General features: G+C 67.4%; 14 protein-coding genes. 10 read left to right on the forward strand and 4 right to left on the reverse strand.

The window, feature by feature from the left end; translation table 11 throughout:
• Positions 1–183: 183 nt before the first annotated feature.
• From AC5P7A_RS20350 to AC5P7A_RS20390, 9 genes are all read left to right on the forward strand, one after another.
• Positions 184–798, forward strand: coding sequence for a CDP-alcohol phosphatidyltransferase family protein (locus AC5P7A_RS20350; protein ID WP_014647547.1), 615 nt, complete (start codon positions 184–186; stop codon positions 796–798).
• A gap of 22 nt (positions 799–820) precedes the next feature.
• Positions 821–1,900 carry a class III poly(R)-hydroxyalkanoic acid synthase subunit PhaE gene (gene phaE / locus AC5P7A_RS20355; RefSeq protein ID WP_495220549.1) on the forward strand — a complete coding sequence of 360 codons (1,080 nt, stop codon included), beginning with the start codon at positions 821–823 and terminating at the stop codon, positions 1,898–1,900.
• Entirely contained in the window at positions 1,897–2,964 is a 1,068-nt protein-coding gene (gene phaC, locus AC5P7A_RS20360) for a class III poly(R)-hydroxyalkanoic acid synthase subunit PhaC (RefSeq protein ID WP_046431281.1), read from the forward strand. Before phaE ends, phaC begins: the two co-directional genes overlap by 4 nt.
• Before the next feature lie 33 nt (positions 2,965–2,997).
• The gene (locus AC5P7A_RS20365) at positions 2,998–3,366 is read left to right on the forward strand and encodes a YfeK family protein (protein WP_014647544.1); all 369 of its coding nucleotides are present in this window, start codon (positions 2,998–3,000) and stop codon (positions 3,364–3,366) included.
• A gap of 64 nt (positions 3,367–3,430) precedes the next feature.
• The gene (locus tag AC5P7A_RS20370) at positions 3,431–3,634 is read left to right on the forward strand and encodes a PspC domain-containing protein (RefSeq protein ID WP_014647543.1); all 204 of its coding nucleotides are present in this window, start codon (positions 3,431–3,433) and stop codon (positions 3,632–3,634) included.
• Positions 3,631–4,083: a hypothetical protein gene (locus AC5P7A_RS20375; RefSeq protein ID WP_169412771.1), complete on the forward strand. Its 453-nt coding sequence runs from the start codon at positions 3,631–3,633 to the stop codon at positions 4,081–4,083. Before AC5P7A_RS20370 ends, AC5P7A_RS20375 begins: the two co-directional genes overlap by 4 nt.
• A 751-nt stretch (positions 4,084–4,834) precedes the next feature.
• A complete protein-coding gene (locus AC5P7A_RS20380) occupies positions 4,835–5,050 on the forward strand; it encodes a hypothetical protein (protein WP_005410085.1) in 216 nt (71 codons plus the stop codon).
• 207 nt (positions 5,051–5,257) lie between these two features.
• Positions 5,258–7,645, forward strand: a complete 2,388-nt coding sequence (locus AC5P7A_RS20385) for a Tex family protein (protein WP_495220550.1) — start codon at positions 5,258–5,260, stop codon at positions 7,643–7,645.
• Between the two features lie 207 nt (positions 7,646–7,852).
• Positions 7,853–10,042, forward strand: a complete 2,190-nt coding sequence (locus AC5P7A_RS20390) for a PAS domain S-box protein (protein ID WP_014647539.1) — start codon at positions 7,853–7,855, stop codon at positions 10,040–10,042.
• Positions 10,043–10,182: 140 nt separating this feature from the next.
• On the opposite strand, the gene AC5P7A_RS20395 is transcribed toward AC5P7A_RS20390, so the two are convergent.
• The 3 genes from AC5P7A_RS20395 to AC5P7A_RS20405 all read right to left on the reverse strand — a co-directional run bounded on the left by AC5P7A_RS20395 (position 10,183) and on the right by AC5P7A_RS20405 (position 11,790).
• Positions 10,183–10,329 (reverse strand): hypothetical protein, encoded by a 147-nt coding sequence (locus tag AC5P7A_RS20395; protein WP_153643295.1) that lies wholly within the window; start codon positions 10,327–10,329, stop codon positions 10,183–10,185.
• 19 nt (positions 10,330–10,348) lie between these two features.
• Complete coding sequence (locus AC5P7A_RS20400; RefSeq protein ID WP_046431272.1) at positions 10,349–10,639, reverse strand: putative quinol monooxygenase; 291 nt, start codon at positions 10,637–10,639, stop codon at positions 10,349–10,351.
• A gap of 62 nt (positions 10,640–10,701) precedes the next feature.
• The gene (locus AC5P7A_RS20405; RefSeq protein ID WP_495220551.1) at positions 10,702–11,790 is read right to left on the reverse strand and encodes a DUF5694 domain-containing protein; all 1,089 of its coding nucleotides are present in this window, start codon (positions 11,788–11,790) and stop codon (positions 10,702–10,704) included.
• Positions 11,791–12,370: 580 nt separating this feature from the next.
• Here AC5P7A_RS20405 and AC5P7A_RS20410 point away from each other — a divergent pair.
• Positions 12,371–14,197: a methyl-accepting chemotaxis protein gene (locus AC5P7A_RS20410; RefSeq protein ID WP_495220552.1), complete on the forward strand. Its 1,827-nt coding sequence runs from the start codon at positions 12,371–12,373 to the stop codon at positions 14,195–14,197.
• On the opposite strand, the gene AC5P7A_RS20415 is transcribed toward AC5P7A_RS20410, so the two are convergent.
• Positions 14,194–15,633, reverse strand: a complete 1,440-nt coding sequence (locus AC5P7A_RS20415; RefSeq protein ID WP_014647535.1) for a GGDEF domain-containing protein — start codon at positions 15,631–15,633, stop codon at positions 14,194–14,196. The two genes, AC5P7A_RS20410 and AC5P7A_RS20415, sit on opposite strands and share 4 nt — an antisense overlap.
• Positions 15,634–15,767 lie beyond the last annotated feature (134 nt).

Genomic DNA, 15,767 nt, shown 5'->3' on the forward strand with positions numbered 1-15,767 from the left:
GCGTGGGCAACTTTGTGGATAAGCCCCGACAGGCGCCACCCCCCTAGGCTGTCAAGATGGGTGGCGAAAAATTCACCGCCGGTGACGGCGGGTGAGGGGGCGGTGAAGGATCGGCTGAGCCAGCGCTGTCGCCAGCGGCGGCGCTCGCGGTAACCTGTGGGCCTTGATGCTCCGTGAGACCCCATGAAACGTCACTTCTCGATGCTGCGCGAATTCCAGCTGGCCGACTGGTTCACCCTGGCCAATGCTTTCTGCGGCACCGGTGCGGTCTTTGCCGCGATGCGCTTCCTGCAGGACGGCGAGCGCGGCTATCTGCTGTTCGGCATGGCGCTGATCCCGCTGGCCTTCATCTTCGACGCCCTCGACGGGCGCATCGCGCGCTGGCGCAAGTCCAGCTCCACCCTGGGCCGCGAGCTGGACTCGCTGTCCGACGTGATCTCCTTCGGCGTGGCGCCGGCGGCGCTGGCCTATGCCTGCGGCATGCAGGGCGGATGGGACTGGCTGGTGCTGAGCTACTTCGTCTGCTGCGGCGTCAGCCGCCTGGCACGCTACAACGTCACTGCCGAGGCGCTCGCCGGCGACGAGGGCAAGGTCACGTATTTCGAGGGCACCCCGATCCCGACCAGCCTGGTGCTGGTGATCGTACTGGCGATTGCCGCCGGCACCGATGCCATCGGCCAGAACATCTGGTTCGGCCAGTGGCAGATCGGCCCGTGGCAGCTGCACCCGATGGTGCTGTTGTTCGCCCTGTCCGGGTCGCTGATGATCAGCAAGACCTTGCGTATTCCCAAGCCATGAGCCAGCCCTGCGGAGGCCTGCGATGACCAGCTCGGCCCACGACACCGGCAGCAGCGATTTCGAAACCCTGGCCCGGCAGTATTTCGGCGCCTGGGGCGATGCCCTGCGCCATGCGAGCACGCCCGGCGCACCCGCCGGTGACGATCCCGGCAGTTGGCAGCGGTTGTTCGACTGGTGGGGCCAGCTGTTGCCCGAGCAGGCGCAGGGCGCGCCGGAAGATGCCGTGCGCCGGTTCCGCGAACAGGCGGGCAGCTGGTACGGCACCATGCAGGAGGTCGCCGCGCGGTTTGCGGGCCGCGACGCCAGCAGTGCCGATGTGGCCCAGGCCTGGCGCGAGGCGGTGCAGGGGCAGGGCGACGGCATGCTCCAGTGGATGCTGCAGGGCGCCCGTGGCAGCACGCACGCCGGCGCCGCGATACCCGAATTCGCCGCCTGGCTGCAGCAGTTCCAGCTGCAGGCGGGCCCGTGGCTGCAGAGCCCGGCATTCGGCCCCGGCCGCGAGCACCAGGCGCGCTGGCAGGCCCTGCTGCGTGCGCAGGAGGAATACCAGCAGCATTCGCGCGCCTATGTCGATCAGATCAAGCAGGCACTGGACGAAGCCTTTGCGCTGTTCGAGCAGCGCCTGGCCGAGCACGAACAGCCCGGCAGCCAGCTGACCAGCGCCCGCGCGATGTTCGACCTGTGGATCGAAGTTGCCGAGGAGGCCTACGCCAAGGTCGCCATGTCCGAACCGTTCCAGCAGGTGTACGCCTCGCTGGGCAACGCGCAGATGCGCCTGCGCGCCGGCCTGCAGCGGGAGGTGGAACAGATGAGTGAACGGATCGGCCTGCCGACCCGGAGCGAGATGGATGCCGCACACCGCCGCATCGCCGAGCTGGAGCGCAGCCTGCGCCGCCTGCAGGCGCAGGTGGCTGTGCTGGCTGGAACCGCTGAGGTCGATCCGGTGGCGCAGCCGGCGCCGGCGAAGGTGAAGCCAACTGCGCGCAAGGCCGCGAAGAAGGCCGCGCCGGCAAAGAAGGCGCCTGCGAAGAGGACATCTGCAAAGAAGACATCTGCGAAGAAGGCCGCACCTCGCGCTTCCGCTCGGGCGCGTGACCGATGAAGGGACCATTGGGCTTCAACGCCGATGACCTGATGCAGGAGAGCCTGGCCATGCAGCGCAAGCTGATGGAAGGGCTGAAGCTGCTGCCGCAGGTGGAAGACGTGGACTATGGCGTGACCGCGCGCGAGGAAGTCTGGCGCGACGGCAAGGTGGTGCTGTATCGCTTCGTCGGTGAGCAGGCGCCGACCCGGCGCACGCCGCTGCTGATCGTCTACGCGCTGGTCAACCGGCCGTACATGGTCGACCTGCAGGCCGACCGTTCGCTGGTGCAGAAGCTGCTGGCGCTGGGCCAGGACGTGTACGTGCTGGACTGGGGCTACCCGGACCGGTCCGAACGCTTCCAGACCCTGGAGGACTACCTGCTGCGCTACATCGACGGAGCGGTCGATGCGCTGCGCGTGCGCAGTGGTGGCCCGGTCGACCTGCTCGGCATCTGCCAGGGCGGCGTGTTCGCGCTGTGCTACGCAGCGTTGCGCCAACAGAAGCTGGGCAAGCTGATCACCATGGTCACCCCGGTCGATTTCCAGACCGCCGACAACATGCTCTCGCACTGGGCGCGGCAGGTGGACGTGGACCTGCTGGTCGATACGCTGGGCAACATCCCGGCCGACCTGATGAACGCCAGCTACCTGATGCTCAAGCCGTTCCGCCTGAACGTGCAGAAGTACGTCGGCCTGCTCGACATCCTCGATGACAAGGCGGCGCTGGAGGACTTCCTGCGCATGGAGAAGTGGATCTTCGATTCGCCGGACCTGGCGGGCGAGGCGTTCCGCGATTTCATCAAGCAGTTCTACCAGGCCAATGGCCTGATGAAGGGCACGGTAAGGATCGGCGAGGAAGCAGTGGACCTGTCGCAGGTGACGCTGCCGGTGCTGAACATCTACGCCGAGCAGGATCATCTGGTGCCGCCGGACGCCTCGCGCGCGATGCGCGGGCGCCTGGGCACGGACGACTACACCGAGTCCAGCTTCCGCGGTGGCCATATCGGCATCTACGTGTCCGGGCGCGCGCAGCGCGAAGTGCCGGCCACGATCGATGGTTGGCTGAAGGCGCGCGACCTGTAGAGTCGAGCCCTGCTCGACTGACTTGGAGGGATGATGACGTACCGGGTTTTGTTGATTCTTGCGGTACTGCTGGCAGCGCCCCTTGCCCAGGCCGCACCCAGTGCGGATGCACGGCGGGAGATCGCCCAGTTGATCGCCAGCCTGGACGGCTCCCAGTGCCGGTTCCAGCGCAATGGCAGCTGGTACGACGGCGGCGATGCGCGCGCGCATCTGCAGCGCAAGTACGACTATCTGCTGAAGAAGGACATGGTGGACAGCGCCGAGCAGTTCATCGAGCGCGCCGCCAGCCAGAGCAGCATGAGCGGCAAACCCTATCGCATCCAGTGCCCGGGGCAGCCTGAACAGACCGCAGCCACCTGGTTCGGTGCGCGCCTGCAGGCGCTGCGTCACCGCACGCCGTAGACATGGGCAGGGTGTAGAGTCGAGCCACGCTCGACTGCCCTGTCCGTTGCCCGGAGCCGCCGCCATGAACACCACGCCCAAGACACTGTCGCGTTCATTGAACGACCGCATGATCGCCGGCGTGATGGGTGGCATTGCCCATCGCTTCGGCTGGAATGCCACCCTCCTGCGGGTGGTCTACGTGCTGCTGTCGCTGGCCTCGGCGGCCTTCCCCGGCATCCTGGTCTACCTGATCCTGTGGCTGCTGATGCCGAACGAGGCCGATTGAACACCGCCTCCCGGCCTTGGCCGATCTGGCTGCGCGCGCTGCAGGTGCTGGGCGCGGTGTGGACCCTGCCCAACACCCTGATCGGCCTGATGGGTGGGTTGGCCGGCATGCTCGGCGGCGCGACATTGCGCTGGAGCGGGCGTGACTGCGCGCTGGTGTTCGACCGCTGGCCGTGGGGGCCGGGTGGGGCGATCACCTTGGGCAATGTGATCCTGCACACGGGCCACGATCTTGGCATTTCCTGCCGGACCTACGCGCATCAGGCGGGGTGGGGCGTGGAGCCGCTGATCCGGCTGGACGACCATGAGCGTGCGCATGTCTACCAGTACATGGTGCTGGGGCCGCTGTACCTGCCGGTGTACCTGCTGTGTGGCGGGGTGAGTGCGCGCAATCCGTTCGAGCGGGCGGCCGATCATTTCGCCCGGTTCGGGCACGGCTGGTGGCCGTAGTTTCCAGCCAACGACGCCGCCCCTCGTGGCTTGGTCGCGGAATGCCTGCTTCCTGGGGGCTGGCCGGGTGGGTGGGGCCAGCGGGGACGCCGTGAACCCATCCATGGGGGGCTTGGCCGCGGCTTGCACGTGTGCGCTGTCCTGCGCACACGGCAAGACCGGGGTTGGGCGTCCTGCCCAACCCGTCGGGCGCATGCGCCCGACCCATGCCGCGGATACCCCGCCACCCCCACCCACCCGGCCGCTGACAGATTCCGTGCGCGTCCAGCCACAGAAGAGATAAAGAACAGCAAAAGCGGGTCGCGCGCTGCGCTTGCTTGTGTAGAGCCGAGCCTGCGCTCGGCTTCGCGGACTGGCCGGAAAGCAGCCGAGCGTGAGCTCGGCTCTACAAGAAGCGAGCCGGCCATTCCGCTTTTGCTTTTGGTCTTCTTTTTTCTTTTCCGTGGCTGGACGTGCCCGAAAAACTGTCAGGGGCCGGGCGAGGTGGGTGCGCGGCCCAATCACATGAAACGCGTTACACGACCACCCACGAGGGGCTGCGCCGTTGGCGGGAATCCCCCACGGATCGTTAGCCGGAAGTTAAGGATCCGTAAGCATTCTGCTGCGATCCCGCAGTCATCTGCATGCAACCGATCGTCATTAGCCTTCGTGACGTTCCAGTCAGGTTCGACGCGGTAAGCTCTCCCCCGATGAGCTCGCAGCATCGCTCATCGAGTGCAGTACGCAGTAGCAATTTGGAGGAATACATCACATGGCAATCGTTCTTTATGTCGGTGGTAGCAAGGATGGCGAGAAGGGCGTGGTGCCCTACGGCTTCAGCAAATCCCGCGCCGACACCGCGCTGGGGCCGGAGTTCTACACGGAGCGGTTCATGGAACTGCAGGGTGTCGGCAAGGTCCGCCTGATGGCCCTGGAAGGCATGCGTGACGAGATCGTCATGCAGCGCGCTGCCCGCCACTACCGCTGACCTTCGCAACACGCGGCAGGGCGCGCCCACCATCGCGCGCCCGCGCCGGCATCCCAGCCCCGGGCCAGTCCGGGCCCGCTCTTTGCCAGGATGCCGGCGTCCACTCCGGCTACGCCGCTGAACCCCGTCCCCTGTCAATGCCTTGTCCGGCTCCGTCGTCGGTTGCCAGAATGGGCTCTTCCCGTAACGCGGCTCAGACCTGAAGCAATGCACGACGCCAAGAACGCCCAGAGCGCGCTCGCCCAGCAGATCGCCCAGACCATCGCCGACGAGATCGGTGCCCAGTCCGCCCAGGTACGCGCCGCCGTCGGCCTGCTCGACGAGGGCGCCAGCGTTCCGTTCATCGCGCGCTACCGCAAGGAAGTGACCGGTGGCCTGGACGACACCCAGCTGCGCAGCCTGGAAACCCGGCTGACCTACCTGCGCGAGCTGGAGGACCGCCGTGCGGCGGTGCTGGCCAGCATCGGCGAGCAGGGCAAGCTCAGCGACGAGCTGCGCAATGACATCCTGGCCGCCGATACCAAGAGCCGGCTGGAAGACCTGTACCTGCCTTACAAGCCCAAGCGACGTACCCGCGCCCAGATCGCCCGCGAGGCCGGTCTGGAGCCGCTGGCCGATGGCCTGCTGGCCGATCCGACGCAGGACCCGCAGACGTTCGCGGCCACCTTCGTCGATACCGACAGGGGTGTGGCCGACACCAAGGCCGCGCTGGAAGGCGCCCGCGCGATCCTGATGGAGCGCTGGGGCGAAGATGCCGCGTTGGTTGGCGAGCTGCGCACCTGGCTGGGCGAGACCGGCGTGATCCGTGCCCGCGTGGCCGAGGGCAAGGAAACCGAAGGCGCCAAGTACCGCGACTATTTCGAACATGCCGAATCTCTGGCGAAGATTCCCTCGCACCGGTTGCTGGCGCTGTTCCGCGCGCGCCGCGAAGAGATCCTGTTCCTGGAACTGGACCCGGGCAGCGATGCCGAAGCGGGCCACCAGTACGCCGAGGGTCGGGTGGCACGCAAGGCCGGCATCGCCGACCGGGGGCGTGCCGCCGACCGCTGGCTGCTGGATGCCTGCCGCCTGACCTGGCGCGCCAAGCTGCACACCCATCTTCTGCTGGACCTGTTCAACCAGGCCCGCGAAAAGGCCGAAGCCGAAGCCATCGCGGTGTTCGGCGACAACCTGAAGGACCTGCTGCTGGCCGCACCGGCCGGCCCGAAGACTGTGCTGGGCCTGGACCCCGGCATCCGTACTGGCTGCAAGATCGCCGTGGTCGATGCCACCGGCAAGCTGGTCGCCACCGACACCATCTACCCGCACGAACCGCGCCGCCAGTGGGAGCAGTCGGTGCAGACGATCAAGCAGCTGTGCGCCAAGCACAACGTGGAGCTGATCGCGATCGGCAATGGCACCGCCAGCCGCGAAACCGACAAGCTGGCCGGCGAAGCGATCAAGGCTGCCGCCAACCCGAAGCTGCAGAAGGTCGTGGTCAGCGAGGCGGGCGCCTCGGTGTACTCGGCCTCCGAGTTCGCGGCCAAGGAGTTCCCGGGGCTGGACGTGTCGCTGCGTGGCGCGGTATCGATCGCTCGTCGCCTGCAGGACCCGCTGGCCGAACTGGTCAAGATCGAACCCAAGGCGATCGGTGTCGGCCAGTACCAGCACGACGTGGACCAGTACCGCCTGGCGCGGGCGCTGGACGCGCGCGTGGAGGACTGCGTGAACGCGGTCGGCGTGTATGTCAACACCGCCTCGGCCGCGCTGCTGTCCCGGGTGTCCGGCCTGTCGGCCACGGTGGCCGAGAACATCGTGCGCCATCGCGACGACAACGGCCCGTTCAAGCGCCGCAAGGACCTGCTGAAGGTCGCGCGCCTGGGCGAGAAGACCTTCGAGCAGTGCGCCGGCTTCCTGCGCATCGCCGATGGCGACCAGCCGCTGGACGCCTCGGCGGTACACCCCGAAGCCTATCCGGTGGTTGAGCGCATCGTGGCCAGCACCGCGCGCCCGATCAAGGCGCTGATCGGTGACGGCAGCTTCCTGCGTGGCCTGAAGGCAGAACAGTTCACCGACGACACCTTTGGCGTCCCGACCGTGCGCGACATCCTAAAGGAACTGGAAAAGCCGGGCCGCGACCCGCGCCCGGAGTTCAAGGCGGCGCGCTTCGCCGAGGGCGTCGAGGACATCAAGGACCTGCGCGAGGGCATGGTGCTGGAGGGCGTGGTCAGCAACGTGGCCGCCTTCGGGGCCTTTGTCGATATCGGCGTGCACCAGGACGGCCTGATCCACATCTCGGCGCTCGCCGATACCTTCGTGAAGGACCCGCGCGACGTGGTCAAGGCCGGTGACATCGTCAAGGTGAAGGTGCTGGAGGTGGACGTGGCGCGCAAGCGCATCGCCCTGACCCGGCGCCTGGACGATACCCCGGGCCAGGCCACCAGCCGCCCGGGCCAGCGCGATGAGCGGGGCCAGGGCCAAGGGCCGCGCCGTGACGCTGGCGGCCAGAACCGTGGACCGAACCGCGGCCAGGGCGCTGGCGGCCGTCCGGCCCAGTCTGCGCCGCCGGCCAACAATGCCCTGGCCGAAGCCTTTGCCCGGGCCAAGCGCAGCTGAGGATCGTGCCCCCCGTCACGGTTGATCCGGGTCGGGGGACTTGTCGGTTTTCCCCGTGATTGCGCACACTTGCGCCTGAGGGGGGCGTTTGGCCTCCCCGCTGTCGCTGGGGAGGACCATGACGCCAGCACGACCCGCCGTCTTCGTTGCAGGCCGCAGTGCTTCGCTGCGGTCGGCGCCTGCCCGTGCCGGCAGGGGACCGGAGTGATGCCGGGCCAGGGCACCCACGGCAATGGACTGCTGGAGCGCCGCCTGCAGGCGTTGGCTGAAGAGCGTCGCCGGCTGGCGATGATCATCGACGGTACCGCTGCGGGTACCTGGGAATGGAACGTGCAGACCGGCGAGATGCGGGTCAATGCGCGCTGGGCCGAGATTGTCGGTTATCGCCTGGATGAGCTGGAACCGATCTGCCAGAAGACGTTCCTGAAGCTGGTCCATCCCGATGACATTGCGCTGTCCGATGCAGCGCTGGACGACCATTTCGAAGGGCGCAGCGACAACTACGCCTGCCTGCTGCGCATGCGCCACAGGAACGGCCAGTGGATCTGGATCCAGGACCGTGGCCGGGTCTTTGAATGGGACGGGCAGGGCAAGCCGCTGTGGATGGCCGGTGCCCATGCCGATGTCACCGAACTGCAGCAGGCAAGGCAGGACGCGGCCGAGACCCGGCAGCGCCTGCAGGCCGTGGTCGATGCGTCCGATGAGGTGGCGGTGATCGCCACCGATACCGATGGCACCATCACCCTGTTCAACACGGGGGCGGAGCGCCTGCTGGGCTACAGCGCGGCGGAGGTGGTCGGCCAGCGCCGGCTCGACGCCTTCCACGATCCAGCCGAACTGAAAGCGTGGTTGCAGCCGCTGGCTGATGCTGATGGCAATCTTCCCGGCGTGTTCGAGGCGCTGAGCGCGCGTGCCGACGGGCAGACCTACTCGCGGCAGTGGACGCTGCTGCGCAAGGATGGCCAGTCACGCCAGGTACGCCTGTCGATCAGCCGCATGGAGAGTGCCGATGGAACGCGCATCGGCTACGTCGGCATGGCCATCGACATTACCGAGATCCTGCAGGCACGCGCCGAAGCACGACTTTCGGCAGAGAAGTTCGCTGGCGCGTTCACCTCCGCCGCACTGGGCATGGCACTGGTGTCGCTGGAAGGACGCTGGCTGGATGTCAACGACGCGCTGTGCCGGATACTGGGCTACCCGCGAGAAGAGCTGCTGCAGGTCGATTTCCAGCGCCTGACCCATCCCGATGACCTGCAGACCGACCTGGCCCTGGTACAGGACCTGTTGGCCGGGCGACGCAGCCACTATCACCTGGAAAAGCGCTACCTCGACCGCGACGGCCGCATCATCTGGGCGCGGCTGTCGGTGTCGCTGGTGCGCAACGAGCATGGCGAACCGCTGCATTTCGTGTCGCAGATCCAGGACATCACCGCCCAGCGCAGCAGCGAGCAGCGCCTGTTCGAGAGTGAACAACGCAGCCGAATCACGCTGGATGCGGTGGCCGACCTGGTGCTCAGCGTCAGCCTTGATGGCCGCATCGACTACGCCAACGCGGCTGCGGTGCGCACCCTGGCCGGTGATGGCGCATTGTCGCTGGCCGGGCACAAGGTTCAGGACGTGCTGGCGCTGACCACCGAGTACGCGCCCGGTTCGGTACTGGATGTGACGGTGCTGCTGGACCCGGAGAGCAACGCGGTGGACCTGCACGCCGACCTGCTGCTGCGCCTGGGCACGGCAACGGTGCCGGTGGACCTGACCCGCGCCTGGCTGCGCGATGACGAAGGCCACGTGCGCGGCGCGGTGTGGGTGCTGCGCGACGACACCCAGCAGCGGGCACGCCAGCGCGAAGCCCGCCACCTGGCCGAGATCGATCCGCTCACCGAACTGAGCAACCGCCGCGGTTTCGAGGTACACCTGCAGCAGGCGATCACCCGCGTGGAGCGCACCGGCCAGGCTGCCTCGCTGATGTACATCGATCTGGACCGCTTCAAGCCGGTCAACGACACCTGGGGCCATCTGGCCGGCGATGCCGTGCTGTGGGCGGTGGCCAGCGTGCTGCGCCATGGCGTGCGCGATTCGGACGTGGTGGCACGGTTGGGCGGCGACGAATTCGCGGTCATCCTGTCCGGTTGCACGCCGCGGCGTGCGGCCCGCATCGGGGGCGAGCTGCTGCACACCCTGGCCGCGCTGTCCATTCCGTGGGACCAGGACCGGCTGCGGATCGGTGCCAGCATCGGTATCGCGCCGCTGGCCGGCGGCATGAGCGTGGACCAGGCGGTGGCTGCGGCCGATGCCCAGTGCTACCGGGCCAAGGCGATGGGGCGCAACAACGTGCAGGTGCAGGGCGAGTTGTCCCAGCTTCCGGGTGACGATCCCGACGCCGCGGAGGACTGATCTCAGCCTGTGAGAGGACGCGCGCGAATACTGCGCGCACTCCACTCACGCAGGTAACCTCCATGAATGCCTGGAACCCGGTTGCGGTACGCAAGTTCATTCCGGCCCTGATCGGCTGGTGCCTGGCGCTGGCCGCCTGTCTACGCGCCGAACAGCTGCGCGGCGACCTGCACGCACGGGCGTTGTTGCCCGTGTTGCAGCAAGGTGCAGTCGCGCTGCTGGTCCTGAGCCTGTCCTGCACGGTTGCGGCCTGCCTGTTGCTGTGGCGGCATGGCCGCAGCGATCATGTGCATCCCGCTGCAGGCACTACACCCGTACGGCATCCATCAGCAGGAACCGGCACGGCGCACACTGGAAGGCATTGATCTGTGGCACAAGGCGCTGGAAGTGTTCGCTGGCACAGTGCAGGTCGAGCGCGGCGCGGTCGGGCCACAGCTCGATGAAGATGAAGTGGCCCGGATCCTTCTGGTCGACGAACAGTTCATAGCCGAGGCAGCGCGGCTCGCGCAGCGTGCATGCGACCAGCTCCCGGTACAGGGGAAGCACGGTGTCCACCGCATCGGGATGGATGAAATCCTCGGCGATCACTTTCAGCATGTCGGCACCTGCGAATCGGGCCTTGCAGGATAGCGCCGGCGCATGGCCGGCACCTGTTCCCGTCAACGCAATACCGTGTCCGCACTGACCAGCCGCACGTCATGCATCTGATTGAGGTAGGCCTCGTAGTAGCCCTTGTGCGAGGCACCCACGATGGCCAGCATGCGTCTGCCAGGATGCTGGCTCAGCACGTCGCGGATGTTGGCGACCATGCGCAGGTTGCGGGTTTCCCAGTAACCGACGTACATCCGGCCGAACGCCTTGGAGGACGGCTCGACGAGCGTCGCGCCGAAGTCGCTCTGGTAGGCGGCCATCGCCGCCGCCGGGCTGTTGTAGTCCCGATACAGCGCCATGACACCGGCGGGCTTGTCCAGATCGGCCACGAGGCGTTCATCGGCCTCCCGCCGCGCGCGCGAGTGCGTATTGTTCCAGGCACCGGTGATGGCCGCGCTGGCCGCCGCTTCATCCTCGGCGGGCGTGGGCGAATCGGCCGTGTGGTCGTCCACGGCCCACAGGCGTTCCTGCCCGAGGCGGGCGGCGACCTCGGCGGCGATCAGGTGGGTTTCATTGCGGCGAACCAGGCCTTTTTCGAGGATCTCGACCAAGGCAGGTGTCAGTCCATCACCGCCTTTGCGCTCGGACGCAGGCAGGCGCAGCCACTGCACCTGCGCCGAGCCGCGTTCACCCGCTGCCAGGAACAATGCTGCGAGCCGACGACGCTGGGCGGGCGTCGGCTCGTCCGGCCAGGTCGCAAGCAGGTGCTCGGCCTGGGTGTTCGCCGTAGGCACGTCCAGTCCGGTCGCAGCCTGCGCAGCGGTGGTGTCGAAGCAGTAGGTGGCCACGCTCTCCGCATAGCGTGCCGGGTAGCGACGCATGAAATCGCACTGCAGGCCTGACAGGTCTTCGGTGGCGATCAGCTCGGGCTTCCAGGCGACCAGTCGCTGCAGCAACGGTTCAAGCAAGGCGGGCTGGAAGGACTTGGGCAGGCCGGACAAGTGGGTGGTGCCCAGTACCAGCACTTCGTTCGGGCGCCCGGCAGGCGGGCCCTTCAGCTGGTCGGGATGGAAGCTGGGGCGGTAGGTGGCGTCGGCAGCGAAGGCGCCGCTGCTGCACAGGCCCAGGATGAGGAAACTGGCCAGGCGTGGGAACATGCGATCTCCGTGTCAGTGAGCGTCCTGCGGTTCGCTGCATGCTGGCCAGTTTCATCTGCCATCGGATCTCCCGTTGGTCATGCAAACCTTTTCCGCTTGAACTGCATCCGCGTGCCGGGCAAGGCTATGCCCAGTGACGGCGACAACGCGCGACATATGCCCTGACGACACCCGGTGCCGAGCAGAACCTGCCCAGCCGGCGCCTGGCGAAACCGCTCGGCGGTGCCCCTGTCGCGCGTGAGCAGAATGTGAAGTGCATCGCGATTGTCTACCGCATCCCTGCAGCAGCATCTGAAGATGCGACGGACGTCGCGGAATCCGGCTAAAGCCACCGATCGCATCGCCGATATTCCCTCTGGATCCCGCTCAAGTCGCCCGCTGCAGGACCCCAGGCTGCCCCCGACGGGCGGCCCGCGCTGTGTGTTCCGCCGCTCCCTATGCCGATCGCACCCGCACCAGACGTTCTTGCCAGCCGCTCGAGGGGTGCCTGCCGGTACCTGTAGTCCCAAGCAACTGAAGTTGCCGCCGGGCATCCCGCCCGTCGGGTCGCAACCGCTTACCGGACACCGAGGATCAGACAATGCTCATTCCAGGCTTTACGGCGGGCGCGCAGGCGCCGGCCGAGCTGCATACCCGTTGGTCGCCGTGGCGCGCCCTGCTGGGCGCGCTGGCACCGCAGCACCGCAGCGGCGTCGAGGCGGCGGCCGATGGCCGTGCCGAGCTGGAGGCGCAGGTCGCGGCGCTGCACCGGGTCCAGGCGGTCATCGAGTTCGCCCTTGATGGCACCATCCTGCAGGCCAACGACAACTTCCTGCAGGCGATGGGTTACCGGCTGGAGGAGATCCAGGGCAAGCATCATTCCCTGTTCGTCGACCCCGAGCAGGCGCGCAGCGCCGGATACCGTGACTTCTGGGCGCGGCTGGGTCGTGGCGAATATGACGCGGGCCAGTACCGGCGTTTTGGCAAGAACCAGCGCGAGATCTGGATCCAGGCCTCGTACAACCCGGTGCTGGACCGACAGGGGCGTCCGTACAAGGTGGTCAAGTTCGCCACTGACATCACTGCGCAGAAGCTGCAGGCGGCCGACTCGGCCGGCCAGCTGGCGGCGATCGACAAGTCGCAGGCGGTGATCGAGTTCAGCATGGATGGCCGCATCCTGTCGGCCAACGACAACTTCCTGGCTGCCACCGGTTACAGCCTGGATGATGTGCGTGGCCAGCACCACTCGCTGTTCGTCGAACCTGAGTATCGCAGCAGTGCCGAGTATCGGCAGTTCTGGGAAAAGCTCGGCCGTGGCGAATATGATGCCGGCCAGTACCGGCGCCTCGGCAAGGGCGGACGCGAGGTCTGGATCCAGGCGTCCTACAACCCGATCCTGGACCTCAACGGGAAGCCGTTCAAGGTGGTCAAGTACGCCACCGACATCACCGCGCAGGTGCATGAGAACCAGGCCATGCAGCGTGCCGTGGCGCAGACCCGTGAAGTGGTGGCGGCCGCCAAGGAGGGCGACCTGACCCGGCGCGTGGCCACCGCCGACAAGACCGGGCCGATCGCCGAGCTGTGCGAAGGGGTGAATTCGCTGGTCGAGGCGATGGCCGCGATCATCGGCCAGATCAAGTTCGCCGCTGACACCATCGCCGTCGGTGCCACCGAGATCGCGCAGGGCAACAGCGATCTGTCGCAGCGCACCGAGCAGCAGGCAGCGTCGCTGGAGGAGACCGCGGTGTCGATGAAGGGCCTGGCCGAGACCGTGCAGCGCACCGCGACCAACGCACGGCAGGCCAGTCAGCTGGCTGGTGGTGCCGCCGATGTCGCCGCGCGCGGCGGTAACGTAGTGCACGAAGTGGTGGAAACCATGGCGGTGATCAACGCGTCCTCGCGCCGCATCGTCGACATCATCGGCGTGATCGACGGCATCGCCTTCCAGACCAACATCCTTGCCCTGAACGCCGCGGTGGAAGCCGCGCGTGCGGGCGAACACGGGCGTGGCTTCGCCGTGGTCGCCACCGAGATCCGGGAACTGTCGCAGCGCTCGGCCAGTGCCGCCAAGGAGATCAAGCAGCTGATCGATGCGTCGGTGGCCAATGTCGGTGCCGGTACCGCGCAGGTTGAGAGCGCCGGCCGCACCATGGACGAGATCGTGGTCAACGTGCGCCGGGTCAGCGACCTGATGTCCGAGATCAGCACGGCCGCGCAGCAGCAGAGCGACGACATCCAGCAGATGAACCATGCCGTCGATCTGATCGACCAGGGCACCCAGCAGAACGCCGCGCTGGTCGAGGAAGCTTCGGCCGCGGCGCGCAGCATGGAAGAACAGTCGGCGCAGCTGCTGCAGACGGTGGCCAGCTTCCGCGTGCAGGGTGGGGCGGGGCACATGCATGGTGCGGCGGTGCTGCGCGCGGTCTAGGCGCGGCGGTCGGCGTGTTGTTCCCCGGCCTCGACGGCCGGGGCGGCGTGCACGCAGTTGCGGCCGGCATGCTTGGCCCGGTACAGGGCCTGGTCGGCACGCTCGACCAGGCTGCGCGGGTCACCCTCATCATGCGCGGCCTGCCAGGCCACGCCGATGCTGATGGTCACGTGGGCCTGGGCAGCGGGCAGGGCGGCGGCTTCCACGGCGGCGCGCAGGCGCTCGCCCAGGCCCAGGGCGTGGCCGATGTCGGGCGCGGGCAGGGCGGCGATGAACTCCTCGCCGCCGTAGCGGGCCAGCAGGTCATCACCGCGTTGCAGGCAGCCGTCGAGGATCGCGGCGACCGCCTGCAGGCGGCGATCACCTTCCGGATGCCCGTAGGTGTCGTTGAGTCGCTTGAAGTGGTCGATATCGATCATCAGCACCGCCAGCCCCACGCCCTGGCGACGGGCGCGGCCGTGCGCGCTGCCGAGCGCTTCATCGAAGTTGCGCCGGTTGCCGAGCCCGGTCAACGGATCGCGCCGGGCCAGCAGCGCCAGCTCGTCGCGCTCACGCTGGATCTGCACCTGGGTGAGCACGCTGCGCAGGGCATGGCCGAGCATGGCACCGATGAACCCCACGGTGGCCAGGGTCGGCTGCAGGCGTGCCACCAGCAGCGCCACCATCATCAGCAGCAACGGCAGCATCAGCGGCACGCCGGCATCGACGATGCGGCGGAGGTTGCGCGGCACAGCCACCGCCGGTGGGCGGTACGTGCTGCCGGCCAGCACTGCCAGCAGCACGAACAGCCCGCTGATCAGCAGGTCGCCCCAGCCACCATCGGGTACCTGCGGCTGCCAGGTATTGATGTAGAGCGCCATCAGGAAGTAGCCGAGCGCGTAGATCGTCAACGTGCGGAAGAAGTCGCGGCGGTCGGCATTGTCCTCGGCCAGGAAGCGGATCAGCGCGAAGCAGAACACCAGGCTGTTCTGCACGTTGCTCAGGGTGTGCAGGCATTGCGTCCACAATGCGGTGTTGAGGTGTGCCATCGCCCGCGTATGCACGAAGTACAGCAACCACAGCAGCGCGATGACCGCCAGGTCCACCGCACGGATACAGCGGTTGCCGCCGCCTGGGCTGGCGGCAACGTAGGTCAGCGGAATCCGGTAGAACACATACAGGATCAGCGACGAGGCGGTCATCTGCGCAGGGCTGAGGCCGGCCACATTGCGATACAGCAGGGCCAGCAGGGCCAGCGAGAACAGGCCGACGGCAGCGCCCAGCGTTCGCCACTTGCAGGCCGCCTGGCTGTCGCGCGCGCGTCGCACGCAGGCCAGAGCGGCCAGAAGGGGGGCGGTGATCAGCATCAGGTAGGAGCCAACCGGGTCCTGCGGGCCGATCAAGGCAATGACGAGCGCGTGCGTGACCATGAAAAACAGTGCCGCACGCAACGTCATGCATTCCCCCGCCCCCAGATCCGGCTGGGATCACGATAGGCAGAAGTAGGTGAGGCTGGCAAGAAAAGTGTGCGCTAGTGCTATTCGCAACCTTGTCGGCTGTCACATTTTCGTTTCATCGGGGTGACACGACG

The organism is Stenotrophomonas sp. YJH_SMC_65, assembly GCF_059369475.1.